Raw genomic sequence first — 14,016 nt, forward strand, 5'->3', positions numbered from 1 at the left:
CCACCCTGCACGGGTGGCAGTATTCTCGATATTCAAGAGGTTGCCATGGCACAGAATGGCCTAGTTCCAATCAATTTCAACCGTCACAGTCATCAGTATTGGAAGCGTTTCACATCTTATGACTTTGCAGCTGAACGCACCGAGAGCGTGATCGTGGAAGAAGAGGTGCTCCAGATTGCAGCCACTTTTCCGATTGTGTTTCGCAGGACCGGCCCAGAAATTGAACCGATTGCTGTATATTCACTTCTTGCTGGTGAACCCTCGCCATTTGTTTCAACAGAAGGGCGTTGGCTGGCCAGCTATATTCCGTCCGAACTGCGCAGCCACCCCTTTTCGTGCCGCCGAATGGATAACGGCAGCACCTTTCAGCTGGTGGTAGATGAAGGTTCAGGCCTGTTGACCGAAGAGTGCTCTGACAATCCCTTTTTTTCAACTCCGGATACGCTCGGCACTGAATTGAAAGAAGTTCAAAACTTCTTGAAAGCGTGCGCAACCTCTCAGATTAGAACAACCGAAATTTGCAAGATGATAGACGCATTTGGGCTGTTTGAGCCCCTGAGCGGCAATTTGGAATTAGGCTCTGCACATAACTGGTTGCAAATCAACTCTGCACGCCTGGAACAGCTATCGGCAAAACGCAAATTTGAACTGGTCGAAACAAAAGGCTTACGCCTGATCTATGGCCATCAGGCTTCATTATCCAATCTCAGATGGCTTTTTCAGGCGCAAAAGCAGATTTCCCAGGCCGGTGCATCTGTAAAATACACCGAAAATTCAGAACTTACCGGTTTCATGAATGCATTCGCCCAAGCCCAAACCGATGACGTAATCTGGCCCTAATGAAGTGTGAATGACAAATGCCCACATGCGGTCGCTTTTTGAGTTTTCTGATTTCTGCTCTCTCTTTCAACATAGTATCGGCCTGTACCCAACCACCTGACATTGCCGGTGTCGAGGCTTCTTTTTCAACCGGGGCCGTGGGTTTCCGCACACATGAACCATCTCAGAAACTGACCACCAGTTCCTTTGGCAAGCGCGTACGGCACGCTGTCGAGACCAGCCCCAACCTCGCGCGATCTATGTCCGCGCTGGATGTGGCGGTAGCCAATCACGACGCGGCAAAAGGGGCCTTTCTTCCGCAGGTTTCACTTGGAATCAACGCCAGATCCGAGCGGGTAGACTCGGACACAGCCGACGTGACCCCTTATCTGCGGATCTCACAGCTCGTTTATGACGGGGGGGCCGCATCCGGTGATTTGACTGCTGCAAAAGCACGGGTTTTTGAAAGTCGCGGCGGCCAGTTATCAACAGCTTCGGCAACCGCTCTGGCTGCGATTGAGGTCTATATAGTGGTCTTGGATTTACGGAAAATCCTGGATATTTCGGTGAAAAATGTGGAAGTCCACCAACAGCTCGTTCAACAAATTTCCGAGAGGGCTGCATTAGGCGCTGGTTCGAACGCCGATGTATTGACAGCGCGGTCGCGGATGGCCGATGCACGGACGCGACTGGCGGATGCAAAAGCCAGAGTGGACCTCGCCGATGCCCGTTTTCGTGAAGTTTTTGGCAGCCCATCAGGTGATCTGCAACCCCCAGTCAAAGCGCCGACGATCTCACAATCGGATCATAGTATCGTAACGGGAAGCCTGCAGATTCGACGTTCGGAAGCGGCCCTGCTTGCCGCCAAGGCAGAACGTGCTGCCGCTTTGGCACGCCGTCAACCCGGCGTGAATGTTTCGGCATTTGCGGATCGCGATGATAGCAATGACGCAAATTTCGGGGTCGACCTGTCCTTCAATTATGAGCTGGACTCTACTGGACAGCGCCGTGCCGCCATCACCGCGGCTGAAGCCAAAGTTCGCGAAGCGGAATTCGTTCATCAATCCCTAACGCGAGAAATACAAAGAGAGCTGGACACAATTCGCGCTGACCAAATTGCTGGAGCACAACGGCTTAGAGAGGCGCGAATAGCTGCGCAGGCGAATGTTGACAGTGTTGTAGCGGCGCGCGCGCAATTCACAATCGGACGACGCAGTCTGATCGAAATCCTAGACGCACAGCGCGACTATGTGAATGCGCAGGAGAGACTTATCCTAGCCGAACAGAACTATTTCCTGACAGATTACGCAATCCTTAGTTTGACTGGTGACATCCTGGATCTCCTTGGCATTTCAATCAGTTCCGTTGAGGGTTCTCAATGAAACAATTGACACCTGCCTTCGCAACGCCCGAGTTATCGTGCTTTGAAAAATGCCTGATGCACGCTGCGGCCCATCTTGACTGTCCAATCACGTTTGCCGGGATCCTCGCGGCCCAAACAGGCTCGAACGGAGAGCTTACAATCCGCGATTCATTGGAACTGGCACGGCGTGTTGGGGTCCAGGCGGGATACGGAAGAAGGGCTTTGTCAGCTTTTGACAACACTTTGGTTCCTGCGTTGTTGATTCTTGAAGGGGGAAGATCCGTTGTGTTTCATGGCCGAACCTCAAATGGTCGGGTTCTGATCTATGATCCGGAGGTTGGCACGGAAATAGGTCAAATTCAGCAAACCGATCTATCAGAAGTCTATACAGGGTTTGCGATCCTGCTGCGGCGCAATCACCGTGAGGATTTAGCCACGGGGCCCAGTTCTGCTTCGGGCCACTGGTTTTGGTCTGCTATGGCGGAAAATCGTTGGTCTTACACTCAGGTTGCGCTTGCGGCGGCGTTGGCAAATCTGCTTGGTCTATCTACCTCGGTCTTTATCATGGTCGTCTATGACCGTGTTTTGCCAAACGAAGCCACAGAATCTCTGATTGCTTTGACAGCAGGTGTTGGGATCGCGCTGCTTTTTGATTTCGTGCTCAAACTCCTGCGGGCAGGATTCATAGATCGGGCTGGCCAGAAAGCAGATATTTCGATGGGCCGTAGAGTCTTTGACCAGGTCCTCAACATTCGCATGAAGGCGCGCACAGGTTCGACAGGGGCCATGGCCAGCACCATTCGTGAATTTGAAACACTCCGTGAGTTTTTCACATCCGCCACCTTGGTGGCAGTCGTAGATCTACCCTTCATAGCATTGTTTGTCTTTGTCATTTACTTGGTCGGTGGCCCACTTGCACTTGTTCCAGCTCTGGCTGTCCCTGTCGTTTTGCTAGCAGGCATCATCGTGCAACCTATACTTTCTCGCCTTGCCGAGAAAAGCTTCATCGATGGTCAATCCAAGCAATCGGTTCTGGTCGAAACTGTATCCGGGTTGGAGACCATAAAAACGACAGCGGCGGCCCGGCCAATGAGGTCGCGGTGGGAGGCTGCCATACAGCTTCAGTCATCACATGGCGCGCGCAGCAGGGCAGTGACTCAATTTGCCTTGAATCTGACCGGATTTACCCAACAGGCCGCCCAGGTCCTTATCGTTTTCTACGGTGTTTTTCTTGTGATGGATGGTCAGGCAAGCATGGGCGCGCTTGTTGCTTCGGTCATGTTGACCGGGCGGGCTCTTGCGCCACTTGGGCAACTGGCACAGACCCTGACACGGGTTAATCAGGCCCGAAATGCCTATCAAAACCTTAATGCCTTAATGCAGGCCGACAGTGAACGCCCCGAAGGGCGGAGCTGGATCAGTCGCGATCGCTTTGAAGGGAGATTAACCTTCGAAAATATCCAGTTTGCTTATCCCGAAAAACACGACAACGTCTTGTCCGGTGTTTCATTCACCATCTCGCCCGGAGAGAAGGTTGCAATCCTTGGTCCGATCGGCTCGGGGAAAAGCACGGTCGCGCGGCTAATGCTTGGCTTGTACGATCCAGACGCCGGGTCTGTTCAATTGGATGGGGTCGATATCAGACAAATTGATCCAGGTGATTTGCGGCGCAATATCGGCTCTGTTCTGCAAGATATTTGGCTGTTTTCCGGGTCAATCCGCGACAATATCAAAAGCGGCGCAATCAGGCCAAGGGATGAGGACCTGATTTGGGCGGGGCAAGTCGCTGGGGTCGAGGATTTTGTCTCTCGCCATCCCGGAGGCTATGACCAAAATCTGGCAGAGCGCGGTGAGGGATTGTCAGGGGGACAACGGCAGGCCATCGCCTTGGCCAGAGCCTTGATTGGTAAACCTCCGGTTCTTCTTCTGGACGAGCCAACAAGTGCCATGGACGTCAAAACCGAAGCTGAGGTCATACAGCGGCTCAAAAAGGCGACCCCCGACACAACTATGCTGATCGTAACCCATCGAACCAGCCTATTGGAACTTGTCGATAGGGTTATCGTCATAGAGGGCGGCAAAGTACGGGTAGATGGACCAAAAAGCATACTGTCACAGCATTCCGGAAAGCAACGGAGGCATCTGAATGTCGCAGCATCATGACCTAGCCTCGCTTGCGCGGGAAATGCGAGGCGGGTCACCGGTCAGGAGTTCATTGCTTCTCTTGGTAATCCTGACTTTCCTGGCGACAGCAGCGTTTTGGGCCCATTTCACTGAACTTGATGATGTCACCCGTGTAGAAGGCCGCATCGTGCCGTCGGCGGATGTTCAGATGATTGAAGCTACGGAGTCCGGCATTCTGCAGTCATTGAATGTCCGAGAAGGCGAGGTTGTTGAAAAGGGGAAGTTGCTGATGGAGTTCGATACCACCCAAATCGACAGCAAGCTCAGCCAAGAGGAACAGCGTGCATATGGCTTGAGAGCCCGATCTCAGCGCCTGCAAGCAGAGATAGACGAGACCGAGCTGACATTTGATACGATCCTGGTCCAAGGTGCGCCGACTGTTGTTCAGTCTGAGACAGCTCTGTTTCAAGGCCGGCGATCAGAGTTGCAGGCAGAAATCTCAATTCTGATGAGCCAACGGGAACAACGGTTAAGAGAATACGAAGAAGGGCTTGTCGATACGGTGACCGCGTCCGAGACTTTGAAAGTTCTGGCCGAGGAACGGGCAATCATTACCCCCCTAGTAGAACAGCAGATGGAACCCGCCACGACACTATTGTCATTGCGACGCAGCGAGGCTGAGTGGCAAGGCCGCCGGACCAGGGCTGAAGCCGCTACCAACCGTCTGAAGACAGGATTGGAGGAAATTGATGATCGGGTTCGGGCGACACAAAGCAGGTTTCGAAGTGCGGCTTTGACCGAACTTGCATTGGCAACTGCGGAACTGGCTACTCTGGAACCATCACTGCCAGCCTTACGAAACAGAGCGGAACAGGCACAAATCAGGTCGCCGGTACGCGGCATCGTAAATCGCATTCACCGCACGACCATAGGCGGTATGGCACGGAGCGGTGAGGAACTGATCGAAATTGTACCGCTGGATGAGTCTTTGTTGGTCGAAGCCTATGTCCGCCCCGAAGACATCGCATTTCTGCACCCTGAACAGTTGGTTCGGATCAAGATTACTGCCTATGATTTTGCTCGATACGGGGCCTTGGACGGGCAAATTATCCGTATCGGGGCTGATACCGTGACGCGATCTGAGCGGGACGATGAAGAAGTTTTTGTCGTGGAAATCCGGACCAACCACTCGATGTTGGATGGGAACGGAGTAGCGGTTGAAATTATTCCCGGCATGATTGCCGAGGTGGATATTCTTGCGGGCAAGAAAACCGTTTTGGACTACCTGCTGCAGCCGATTGTCAAAGTCAAAGATCAGGCTCTTCGTGAGTAGTAATTGACCGGGCCAACGCCCATTACTTCTCGATGCCGTTCAGAATCTATGTGGGGCCCCGCCCATTCGGACTGAGCTTAGGATCCCGGAAGCTTGAATTGCTGGTCAAACAGTTGGCGGAACGTCCCGTTATGTTCGATTAGCGCATCAAGGTTGCCTTGTTCGATAACTTCACCGTCTTGAACAACCATAATGGTATCTGCCTGAAGCACAGTTGAAAGCCGGTGTGCGATTACAATGGTTGTTACATTCTCGGTCAACTTGTCCAGCGCAGCCTTAACAAGCGCCTCAGATTCCGCATCCAAAGCACTGGTGGCTTCATCCAAAAGCAAAATCTCGGCATTGCGTAGAATTGCCCGCGCGATCGCCAAACGCTGTTTTTGACCTCCAGAAAGAAACGCGCCGTTTTCGCCTACCTGCGTATCGTACCCATTTGGCAGTTGTGAGATGAACACATCAGCATGGGCAGCCTTTGCGGCCTCAATCACCTCTTCATCGGTGGCACCAGGTCGCGCAAAACGAAGGTTCTCCATCACGGTTGTCGAGAACAGGAACGTGTCTTGGCCCACATAGGAGATCTTCCGGCGCAAAGAGGCAAAACTTACATCGACAAGGTTTTGGCCATCGATTTCGACCTTGCCCTGATCGGGATCATAAAACCGCATGATCAACCCAAAAATCGTGGACTTGCCACCACCGGACTGACCCACCAGAGCTGTCGTCTTGCCTGCCTCGAAGGTCAGGTTCATATCTCGGATTACTTTTTGCTCACCCTGATAGCCGAACGTCACGTTGTTTAGACGGATTTCACCCGGGCCGGATTTCAGCTTTTCAGGGTTCACGCTTTCGACCATCGGGTCTTCCTGATCGAGCAGCTCGAACATCATCCCCACTGGTACCAGGGCCGTTTCAATCACGACCCGCATTTTTGACAGGCGTTTGGCGGGTTCATAAGCCATCAGAAGCGCTGTGATAAATGACATCAGTTGGCCTGCCGAAGTCGGCTCGCTGCCGGTAATATCAAGAGTACTGATGATCAGAACACCCGCAATCGCGACACCGGCCAGAAGCTCCATCAACGGGCTGGCAATCGACTGCAATCTGGAAATTGAGTTCGCCCGTTTTTCAACCGACCTGATCGCCCCATTCATACGGTCAGTCATGTTGTCTTCCAAAGCAAAGACCTTGATGACCCGAATGCCCGCAGATGTTTCCTGCAGAACCTTGATGATTTCAGACAGCGCCTTCATTTCTGACTGCATGATCGACCGCACACCTTTGAGGATGTAACGCACACTCAAAAGCGCAACGGGACCCACAAAGAAGAACAGAATTGACAATACAGGTTCCTGGTAAATCATCACGAAGATGAGGCCGACCAATGTCAGGGCATCACGAACGAAGCTGGTCACCATGACGTCGATAAGCCGCCGCGCGGCCTGAGCGCCATGAGTTACGCGCATAAGAAGGTTGGACGATTCTGTTTCAGCAAAGAAACCAACACCGCGTTTCAGCAGCTTATTGTAAAGCCTTTCCTGTTGCACCGCGATGATCCGGTTGCCCGCACGCGCCAGAAAGATTGACTGGATATAAGAGGCGACAGCCTTACTCAAAAACAAGCCGACGACCGCTGCGGCAATCAGGTAGACTTGCGACTTCATCTCAGGCGTGGTCATCGCATTGACGATGTTCTCCATCATCCATGCGGTTCCCGCAGTTGTTGCTGCGACGACAATCATCGCCACCATGGCAACACCGTACAACCAACCCTGCTTCCGAAGACTTTCACTCAAAAGTCGACCGAGATGGCTGGATCGCCAGTTCGCTAAGGTCTCTTTGATCATTTTACGCTCCAAAACCTTTTCGAATTCGATATCTGATCACGTTTCAACCCAAGTTAGCCTTAGCCAAAGAACCGCGCGGTTGTGTTAGTTATGCCTGACTGTACCGAGAATCCAGTGCCTGCCGAAAGATTATCAACACGCGACCGACAATAACGGGGTGGCGACCGCAATATCTACTTTAGCACCCCTACGTTCCGACAGCTTATGAGCCCGTTTCACACCGAATGCCAGATGCACCCAGCTTCGTCATCATCATCGCCAGGCGACGTCGCCCAAAAAGATGTACCCTGCCCCATAGATGGTTTTAATCAATCGCGGGTTCTTAGGGTCCTCGCCCAGTTTTGTTCGCAATCGGGATATTCGCACGTCCATGGCCCGGTCAAAGCTGTCGCCCGCGCCTCCCCCGAGCGCTTCTTGCATCTGCGACCGGCTGATCAACCGTTTAGGACTATCTAGAAACAGACGTAACACCTCGGCCTCGGCGTGGCTGAACGGCGTTTCTGATCCGGAACCGTCTTCAAGAACGTAGCGGTCGAAATACGCGGTCCAGCCGTTGAATTCTGCGATCTCTGACTGAGGAGCTGGTGCCCGCGATGATCGAAGCCGCGCCCGGATACGAGCGACCACTTCGGCTGGATCAAAGGGTTTGGTGATGTAGTCATCCGCACCAAGCTCCAATCCGGTGACACGATCCTGTACCTGTGCCCGCCCCGAAATAATGATGACTGCGGCACCTTGTTCCAAAGCCAGGCGATGAACAAGTGCCAAGCCGTCTGTGTCCGGCAAAGACAGGTCGACCAGACACACATCGGGCACCACTCTTTTCAACGATGCTTCAAATTCACGAGCACGGGAAAAACTTTGAGTGCGGAACCCCGCCTCTTCCAGTGTGTCGGTCAGGATACGACGTATCTCAGGCTCATCATCTAAGATGGTTACCAGCGGTTGGTTCATCATGCGGCCTCATTTCGGATTAAGGCAGTAAGCTGCGCTTGTGTGAACGGTTTGCGCAGAACTGGTGCCAAAGCCAGTGCCTGACGATGCAGCGGGTCGGAATAAGGCAGCGATGTCATTAGAATACACGGCAAGTCAGGGTTCACTTTCTGCAAAAGGTCAAGCCCCGTCTCTGGTCCTTCCAGCCGAATGTCGGACAATATCAATGCAATGTCTTCGATCTGGTTCACCAATGAAAGCGCCTCATCGGTTGAGGTCGCCTCAATCACGGTGAACCCCATCTCCACAAGCATATCACGGAAATTCCGACGAAGTTGGCTGCTGTCTTCAACCAACAGAACCAGCCCTTCCAGCGCAGGCGGCGCGGCGCGGTATGGTAACCGAAGAACCACCATGGCGCCGCTTGGTGTATTGCGCAGGCTCAGATTTCCGCCGGTCAATTTGACCGTATCGTAAACCATGGGCAAACCCAAACCCGATCCCTTATCACCCTTTGTGGTGAAGAAAGGATTGAGTGCTTTTCCAAGCGCTTCTTCCGAAAAGCCCGGCCCTGTGTCCGAGACGGAAATCTCGATCCAGGTTCCACCAATCGTATGCGCGCTGATCGTGATCTGACCTGTTTCTCCGCACGCATCTCGCGCATTCAGCACCAGATTCAGGATGGCGTCCTGCATCATCCCCTGATCCAACATAAGTGCCACATCCGGCAATGTATTCACGACCGAAAGCCCCATGCCACGCGGCAGTGACGGCGTGGCGAGAATACGCAAATCCTCGAGCAGAGCACGCATATCCGTGGCTTTGGGTTGCGGCGTTCGGTTGCCGGTCATGCCTGCTATGCGGTTCAGCAACTGCCCGCCGCGTTTAGCAGTCTGGCGCGTGGCGGCCACCAGCTTTTGTGCGCCTTCCGGCAGGTCCATTTTATCAAGCTTGGCCTGCATCCCCAGTATAATTGTCAGCAAGTTTGAGAAATCATGCGCAAGACCGCTTGTCATTTGCGCCGCCATTTCCCGGCGGCGTGTTTGTTGCAGGGCCACACGGGCTTGCGTTTCTTCAGTGATGTCAACTGACATCACATAGACACCGCCTTCGCTGTCGGGCGTGAACGAAACACGGATTCGACGTGAATCCTGACCCTCTGTGAATTCAAATACCGTGGCTTCCCCGTCGTAGGCACGGTTCAGGTTCTGTTCGATCCGCGCAAATGCGGCCGGTCCCAAAGCGTCAGAAATATGCATCCCAAGAATTTCAGAGGGACGGCCGGGCAAAACCGAACTGAGCTTGCGATTGGAATAATCGTACCGCCCATCGGCATCCAGATGCGCAATATGCGCTGGCATCATTTCGGTTGTCATCCGGGTACGGGCTTCGATTTCGGTTAACTGACGTTTTGCCTCTTCCAAAGCCGAAATGGTCGACGCTAGCTTTCTGTTGGTCGCTGCCAATTCCTCGGCCCGGGTCAACAATTCGTCCGACAATTCTTCGGAACGCGCCCGCAATAGCGCTTCGGCCTGTTTGGTATCTGTGATGTCGGTATAGACCGTTACCCATCCGCCGTTGGGCAGCGGTGCACCCTCGACCGAGATCACCTGCCCATTCGCCCTGACGCGCTCAATATAGTGCGGTTCAAATGTGAGGGCTTGACTGACCCTATGTGCGACGATGTCCTCGACATCCTCATCATGGCCATACTCGCCGATACTCGCCAGAAAATGTATTGTGTCACGGAACAACGCACCCGGCCGGACCAGATCATCCGGAAGGTCGAACATCACCTGAAAAGGCCGGTTGCAAAGCACCAGCCGCAACTGACTGTCGTAGATCGACAACGCCTGACCGATCAGATTCAGCCCAGCTGTCGTCATTGCCTTTATCTGGTTATCTGTGATGTTCAATCTGCCCCCTCTCTGAAGCTATGCGTAACATCAGATTGATCGCAGGTGTAGCAGAGACAGGGCAACATTCCCGACTAATGCCTGAGCTTGGATTTTGGCCCCTCTTTGGTGATGGAATGCAGGGAAAGCGTATGGTCCATATTTCGCATACGGTGCCGCAGCATCTCGCGCCCCAACCTGGCCAGGTCTGTTGCGTATTCCGGGTTGCTCGCCACGTTTTCCATTTCGCCGCGACGCAGGTGGTCAAACAAAAGCGGTGGCAGGTTTGCCGCAAACTCGACCAGCGTAAAACGTTCGTCACGCAAGATGGACAGGCATGAATCGCTACTGCCCGTTCCCAATTCCTGTTGCCAAAGGGTTGGATTTTCCGGCTCGGCAAAGTCAAGCTCGCTGAAAGAAAAGCTTCGCCAATCCTTGGGTCCCTGCCCCTGCAGAAACGGCATTAAAGACCGCCCATCCATAGAATTCGGGATACTCTGGCCCACCCAATCCAAAATGGTTGGCGTGATGTCAATCGACTCGGTCGGTGCCGTCACCACGGCTCCGGCCTGCGCCTGATTGCCTGGCATCCGGACCAGTAAAGGCGTGTGATAAGCTGCGTCATAGACGGTCATCTTACCCCAGCTATGTCGATCACCCAGCATTTCACCGTGGTCAGCTGTGATTACGATCAATGTCTCATCATATTGATTGCTGTCCTTGAGAAACTGGACAACGCGGCCGATATGATAATCGACCTCTGTTGCAAGGCCCAGATAAACAGAGCGCAGCGCCTGAATATTGGCCGTGGAGGGTTGCACCTCATCAAAACCCAAAACGAAATCCGAAGCCGAATACCGAGCCATCGTTGGTCCAAAAAACGGGTGTATTGCCAGTTCATCTTCTGGGCTGACATGACCAACCGGCCGCGGCAACGCGACGGGATCGTACATATCGTTATAGGGAGCGGGTGCGACCAAAGGAGGATGAGGCCGGATATAGGTCAGATGCGCAAACCAGCTTTGGTCGCCGAAGGCCGCGATACTGTCCAGAAAAGCGTTGGTCAAAAAGGCGGTGTCGCTGTCTTCGGCGCGGTACACCGCCGGGTCGTTCAATTTGGATGGCTCACCTGAGGTTGAAACAGGTTTGTGCAGATCCCAGTATGAGTCGAACCTGTAACCTTTTTTCAGCAAGTCAGCGCGCCAGGGATAAGATTCTTCAAGCCGCATTTCCACGACCTCTTCAAACCCCTCCATGGGACGTTCGTAAGATTTCAGGATCGGGTCATTGGCATCGTAAACCCGTGGGTCAGCCGAGGTGTCGGTATACCCGTAGAGCAAGGGCAGATATCCCGCCTTACGAATCTCGGTTGCGATGTTTGGCGTGTCGTGCCGCAAAGGCGTTCCATTGCGAACCGATCTATGATTCATCGCATATTGCCCGGTCAGGATGGACGCACGCGACGGGCCACAAGGGTTAGTAACCGAGAAATGGCGCTGAAACGTGACGGCCTCGTCCATAAAAGCGCGCAAATTAGGCAAATTGACATGCTCGGCCAGCGCGCCGGTCAGACAATCTGCCCGAAGCTGGTCAATCACGACAAACAAGACATTTCCGCGCTGCCGCATTCCCTGCCCCCGATTCCACCAAATAGGTCTCAGGGGCAGACTGTGTCGCGGTTCCGCCGCTTGCGCAACAGATTAGTCCAGCTCGTATTTTGTCTCGTAATTCTCCCTAAGCGCGGGATCCTGATCTTCCTTACGCAACAGGCAGTTCCCGATGGACAGGACCTCGATATCCGTTCCCATGAAACAGCGGAACGCATCGGTGGGCGTGCACACAATCGGTTCGCCGCGCACATTGAATGAAGTGTTCACCACCAAAGAGCATCCGGTCAGTTCTTTAAACTTTGAAATCAGCGCGTGATAGGCTGGGTTGGTCTCTTGGTGAACTGTCTGGATACGGGCAGAATAATCAACATGGGTCACAGCAGGGATGTCAGATCGTTTGACGTTCAGCTTTTCAATCCCGAACAGAGCGTCTTCTTCCTCGGTCATCTTGCGCCGGATTTTTTCCTGCACATCCGCCACGATCAACATGTAAGGGCTATCGCCATCCAGCTCGAACCAATCGGCTACGTCTTCGCGCAGAACAGATGGGGCAAATGGGCGGAAACTTTCGCGATACTTGACCTTCAGGTTCAGCGTTTTCTGCATCGAAGCTGACCGTGGATCGCCCAGAATGGAGCGGGCACCCAACGCACGCGGACCGAATTCCATCCGCCCCTGAAACCAACCAACAGCCTTACCGTCAGCCAGCGCCTGCGCCGTCTGGTCAATCAACTCACCATTTTCATAGGTGGAAAACTTCGCACCGGCCGCCGCCAGTTCTTGCGCTATGTCGTCATCTTCATAACGCGGACCAAGATAGGCCCCCAGCATCTGATCACCCGAGGTCACCTGCCGCGGCTGCGCTAGCTCTTGATGCCAGGCCGCATAGGCAGCACCCAGCGCCCCGCCCGCATCACCCGCTGCGGGCTGCACCCAAACATTGTCGAAGGCGCCATCGCGAAGGATTTTGCCATTCGCGACACAGTTCAGAGCAACGCCTCCGGCCATGCAGAGGTTGCGTATACCATGCTCTTTCGCCAGGTCCCGAGTGATCCGCAGCATGATCTCTTCGGTCACGGCCTGAACCGACGCGGCAATATCCATGTGGAACTGCGTCAGCTGGTCGGTTTCGGCTTTTCGAACCGGTTGGTCGAACAGCTCTTCCATCGCTTTGCTCGTCATGGTCAGACCAGCTGTATAATTGAAATACTTCTGGTTCAGGCGGAACGAACCGTCCTCTTTCAGGTCGACAAGATGCTCAAGGATCAGATCCTTGTATTTGGGGTCGCCATAGGGCGCCAAGCCCATGACCTTGTATTCACCAGAATTCACCTTGAACCCGGTGTAATAGGTGAATGCAGAATACAGCAGACCCAGCGAATGCGGGAAATGCAGCTCTTTCACCATGGTCAGCTCGTTACCGCGACCAACACCCACGGTGGTGGTTGCCCATTCTCCGACTCCATCGACAGTCAGCACGACCGCGTCTTCGAAGGGCGAAGGATAGAACGCACTGGCCGCGTGACTGATGTGGTGCTCGGCGAACAGCAGTTTTTCGAGATTGAATTCCGGGTCGATTTTGCGAAGCTGCTTTGCAAGCAGATCCTTGAGAAACAGCTTCTCTCGCAGCCAGACCGGCATTGCCATGCGGAAGGAATTGAACCCACGTGGCGCCACCGCAATGTAAGTCTCGATCAACCGTTCGAATTTTAGAAACGGTTTGTCGTAGAAAACCACATTGTCGACGTCTTCAAGCGCAACCCCCGATTCGGCCAGCACGTAATTGATGGCTTCTACCGGAAATCCGGGGTCGTGTTTGCGCCGTGTAAAACGCTCTTCCTGCGCGGCCGCAACGATCTTGCCGTCGCAAAGCAACGCCGCTGCGCTGTCGTGATACAGCGCCGAAATACCTAAAATGTATGCCATGTGATCAGAACAACGTGTAGACGAAAGGTGCAATCGCCGAGCCTTGGCTCAACACGATCAATCCACCAAACACACCCAAAACGATCAGAATGGGCAACAGCCAGAATTTCTTTCTGACTTTCATAAATGACCAGAGCTCGGATACGAATGTCACGCCTGGTACTCCCTT

The 14,016-nt window shown here is 53.6% G+C and carries 10 protein-coding genes; 4 read left to right on the forward strand and 6 right to left on the reverse strand.

Annotated features, from left to right (window positions below):
• The first annotated feature begins 45 nt into the window (after positions 1-45).
• The 4 genes from AC2FFB_RS08510 to AC2FFB_RS08525 all read left to right on the forward strand — a co-directional run bounded on the left by AC2FFB_RS08510 (position 46) and on the right by AC2FFB_RS08525 (position 5,639).
• The gene (locus AC2FFB_RS08510; RefSeq protein WP_496693773.1) at positions 46-840 is read left to right on the forward strand and encodes a SapC family protein; all 795 of its coding nucleotides are present in this window, start codon (positions 46-48) and stop codon (positions 838-840) included.
• Between the two features lie 137 nt (positions 841-977).
• Positions 978-2,201, forward strand: a complete 1,224-nt coding sequence (locus tag AC2FFB_RS08515; RefSeq protein ID WP_496874788.1) for a TolC family protein — start codon at positions 978-980, stop codon at positions 2,199-2,201.
• Positions 2,198-4,345 (forward strand): type I secretion system permease/ATPase, encoded by a 2,148-nt coding sequence (locus AC2FFB_RS08520; protein WP_496689260.1) that lies wholly within the window; start codon positions 2,198-2,200, stop codon positions 4,343-4,345. Before AC2FFB_RS08515 ends, AC2FFB_RS08520 begins: the two co-directional genes overlap by 4 nt.
• On the forward strand, positions 4,329-5,639 hold the full coding sequence (locus tag AC2FFB_RS08525) for an HlyD family type I secretion periplasmic adaptor subunit (protein ID WP_496693774.1): 1,311 nt from the start codon (positions 4,329-4,331) through the stop codon (positions 5,637-5,639). Before AC2FFB_RS08520 ends, AC2FFB_RS08525 begins: the two co-directional genes overlap by 17 nt.
• 77 nt (positions 5,640-5,716) lie before the next feature.
• Here AC2FFB_RS08525 and AC2FFB_RS08530 read toward each other — a convergent pair whose 3' ends face one another.
• The 6 genes from AC2FFB_RS08530 to AC2FFB_RS08555 all read right to left on the reverse strand — a co-directional run bounded on the left by AC2FFB_RS08530 (position 5,717) and on the right by AC2FFB_RS08555 (position 14,001).
• The gene (locus AC2FFB_RS08530) at positions 5,717-7,483 is read right to left on the reverse strand and encodes an ABC transporter ATP-binding protein (protein ID WP_496713601.1); all 1,767 of its coding nucleotides are present in this window, start codon (positions 7,481-7,483) and stop codon (positions 5,717-5,719) included.
• 252 nt (positions 7,484-7,735) lie between these two features.
• Positions 7,736-8,437: a response regulator transcription factor gene (locus tag AC2FFB_RS08535; RefSeq protein WP_142636417.1), complete on the reverse strand. Its 702-nt coding sequence runs from the start codon at positions 8,435-8,437 to the stop codon at positions 7,736-7,738.
• Positions 8,437-10,302 carry a PAS-domain containing protein gene (locus AC2FFB_RS08540; RefSeq protein WP_496713599.1) on the reverse strand — a complete coding sequence of 622 codons (1,866 nt, stop codon included), beginning with the start codon at positions 10,300-10,302 and terminating at the stop codon, positions 8,437-8,439. The genes AC2FFB_RS08535 and AC2FFB_RS08540 overlap by 1 nt, the downstream gene beginning before the upstream one ends.
• Positions 10,303-10,406: 104 nt before the next feature.
• Positions 10,407-11,939, reverse strand: a complete 1,533-nt coding sequence (locus AC2FFB_RS08545; RefSeq protein WP_281995124.1) for a sulfatase-like hydrolase/transferase — start codon at positions 11,937-11,939, stop codon at positions 10,407-10,409.
• 72 nt (positions 11,940-12,011) lie between these two features.
• Positions 12,012-13,847 carry a carbamoyltransferase family protein gene (locus AC2FFB_RS08550; RefSeq protein WP_496693777.1) on the reverse strand — a complete coding sequence of 612 codons (1,836 nt, stop codon included), beginning with the start codon at positions 13,845-13,847 and terminating at the stop codon, positions 12,012-12,014.
• Between the two features lie 4 nt (positions 13,848-13,851).
• Positions 13,852-14,001 (reverse strand): DUF5989 family protein, encoded by a 150-nt coding sequence (locus AC2FFB_RS08555; protein WP_142636421.1) that lies wholly within the window; start codon positions 13,999-14,001, stop codon positions 13,852-13,854.
• Positions 14,002-14,016: the final 15 nt, after the last annotated feature.

Source organism: Ruegeria sp. YTSA219, assembly GCF_059609985.1.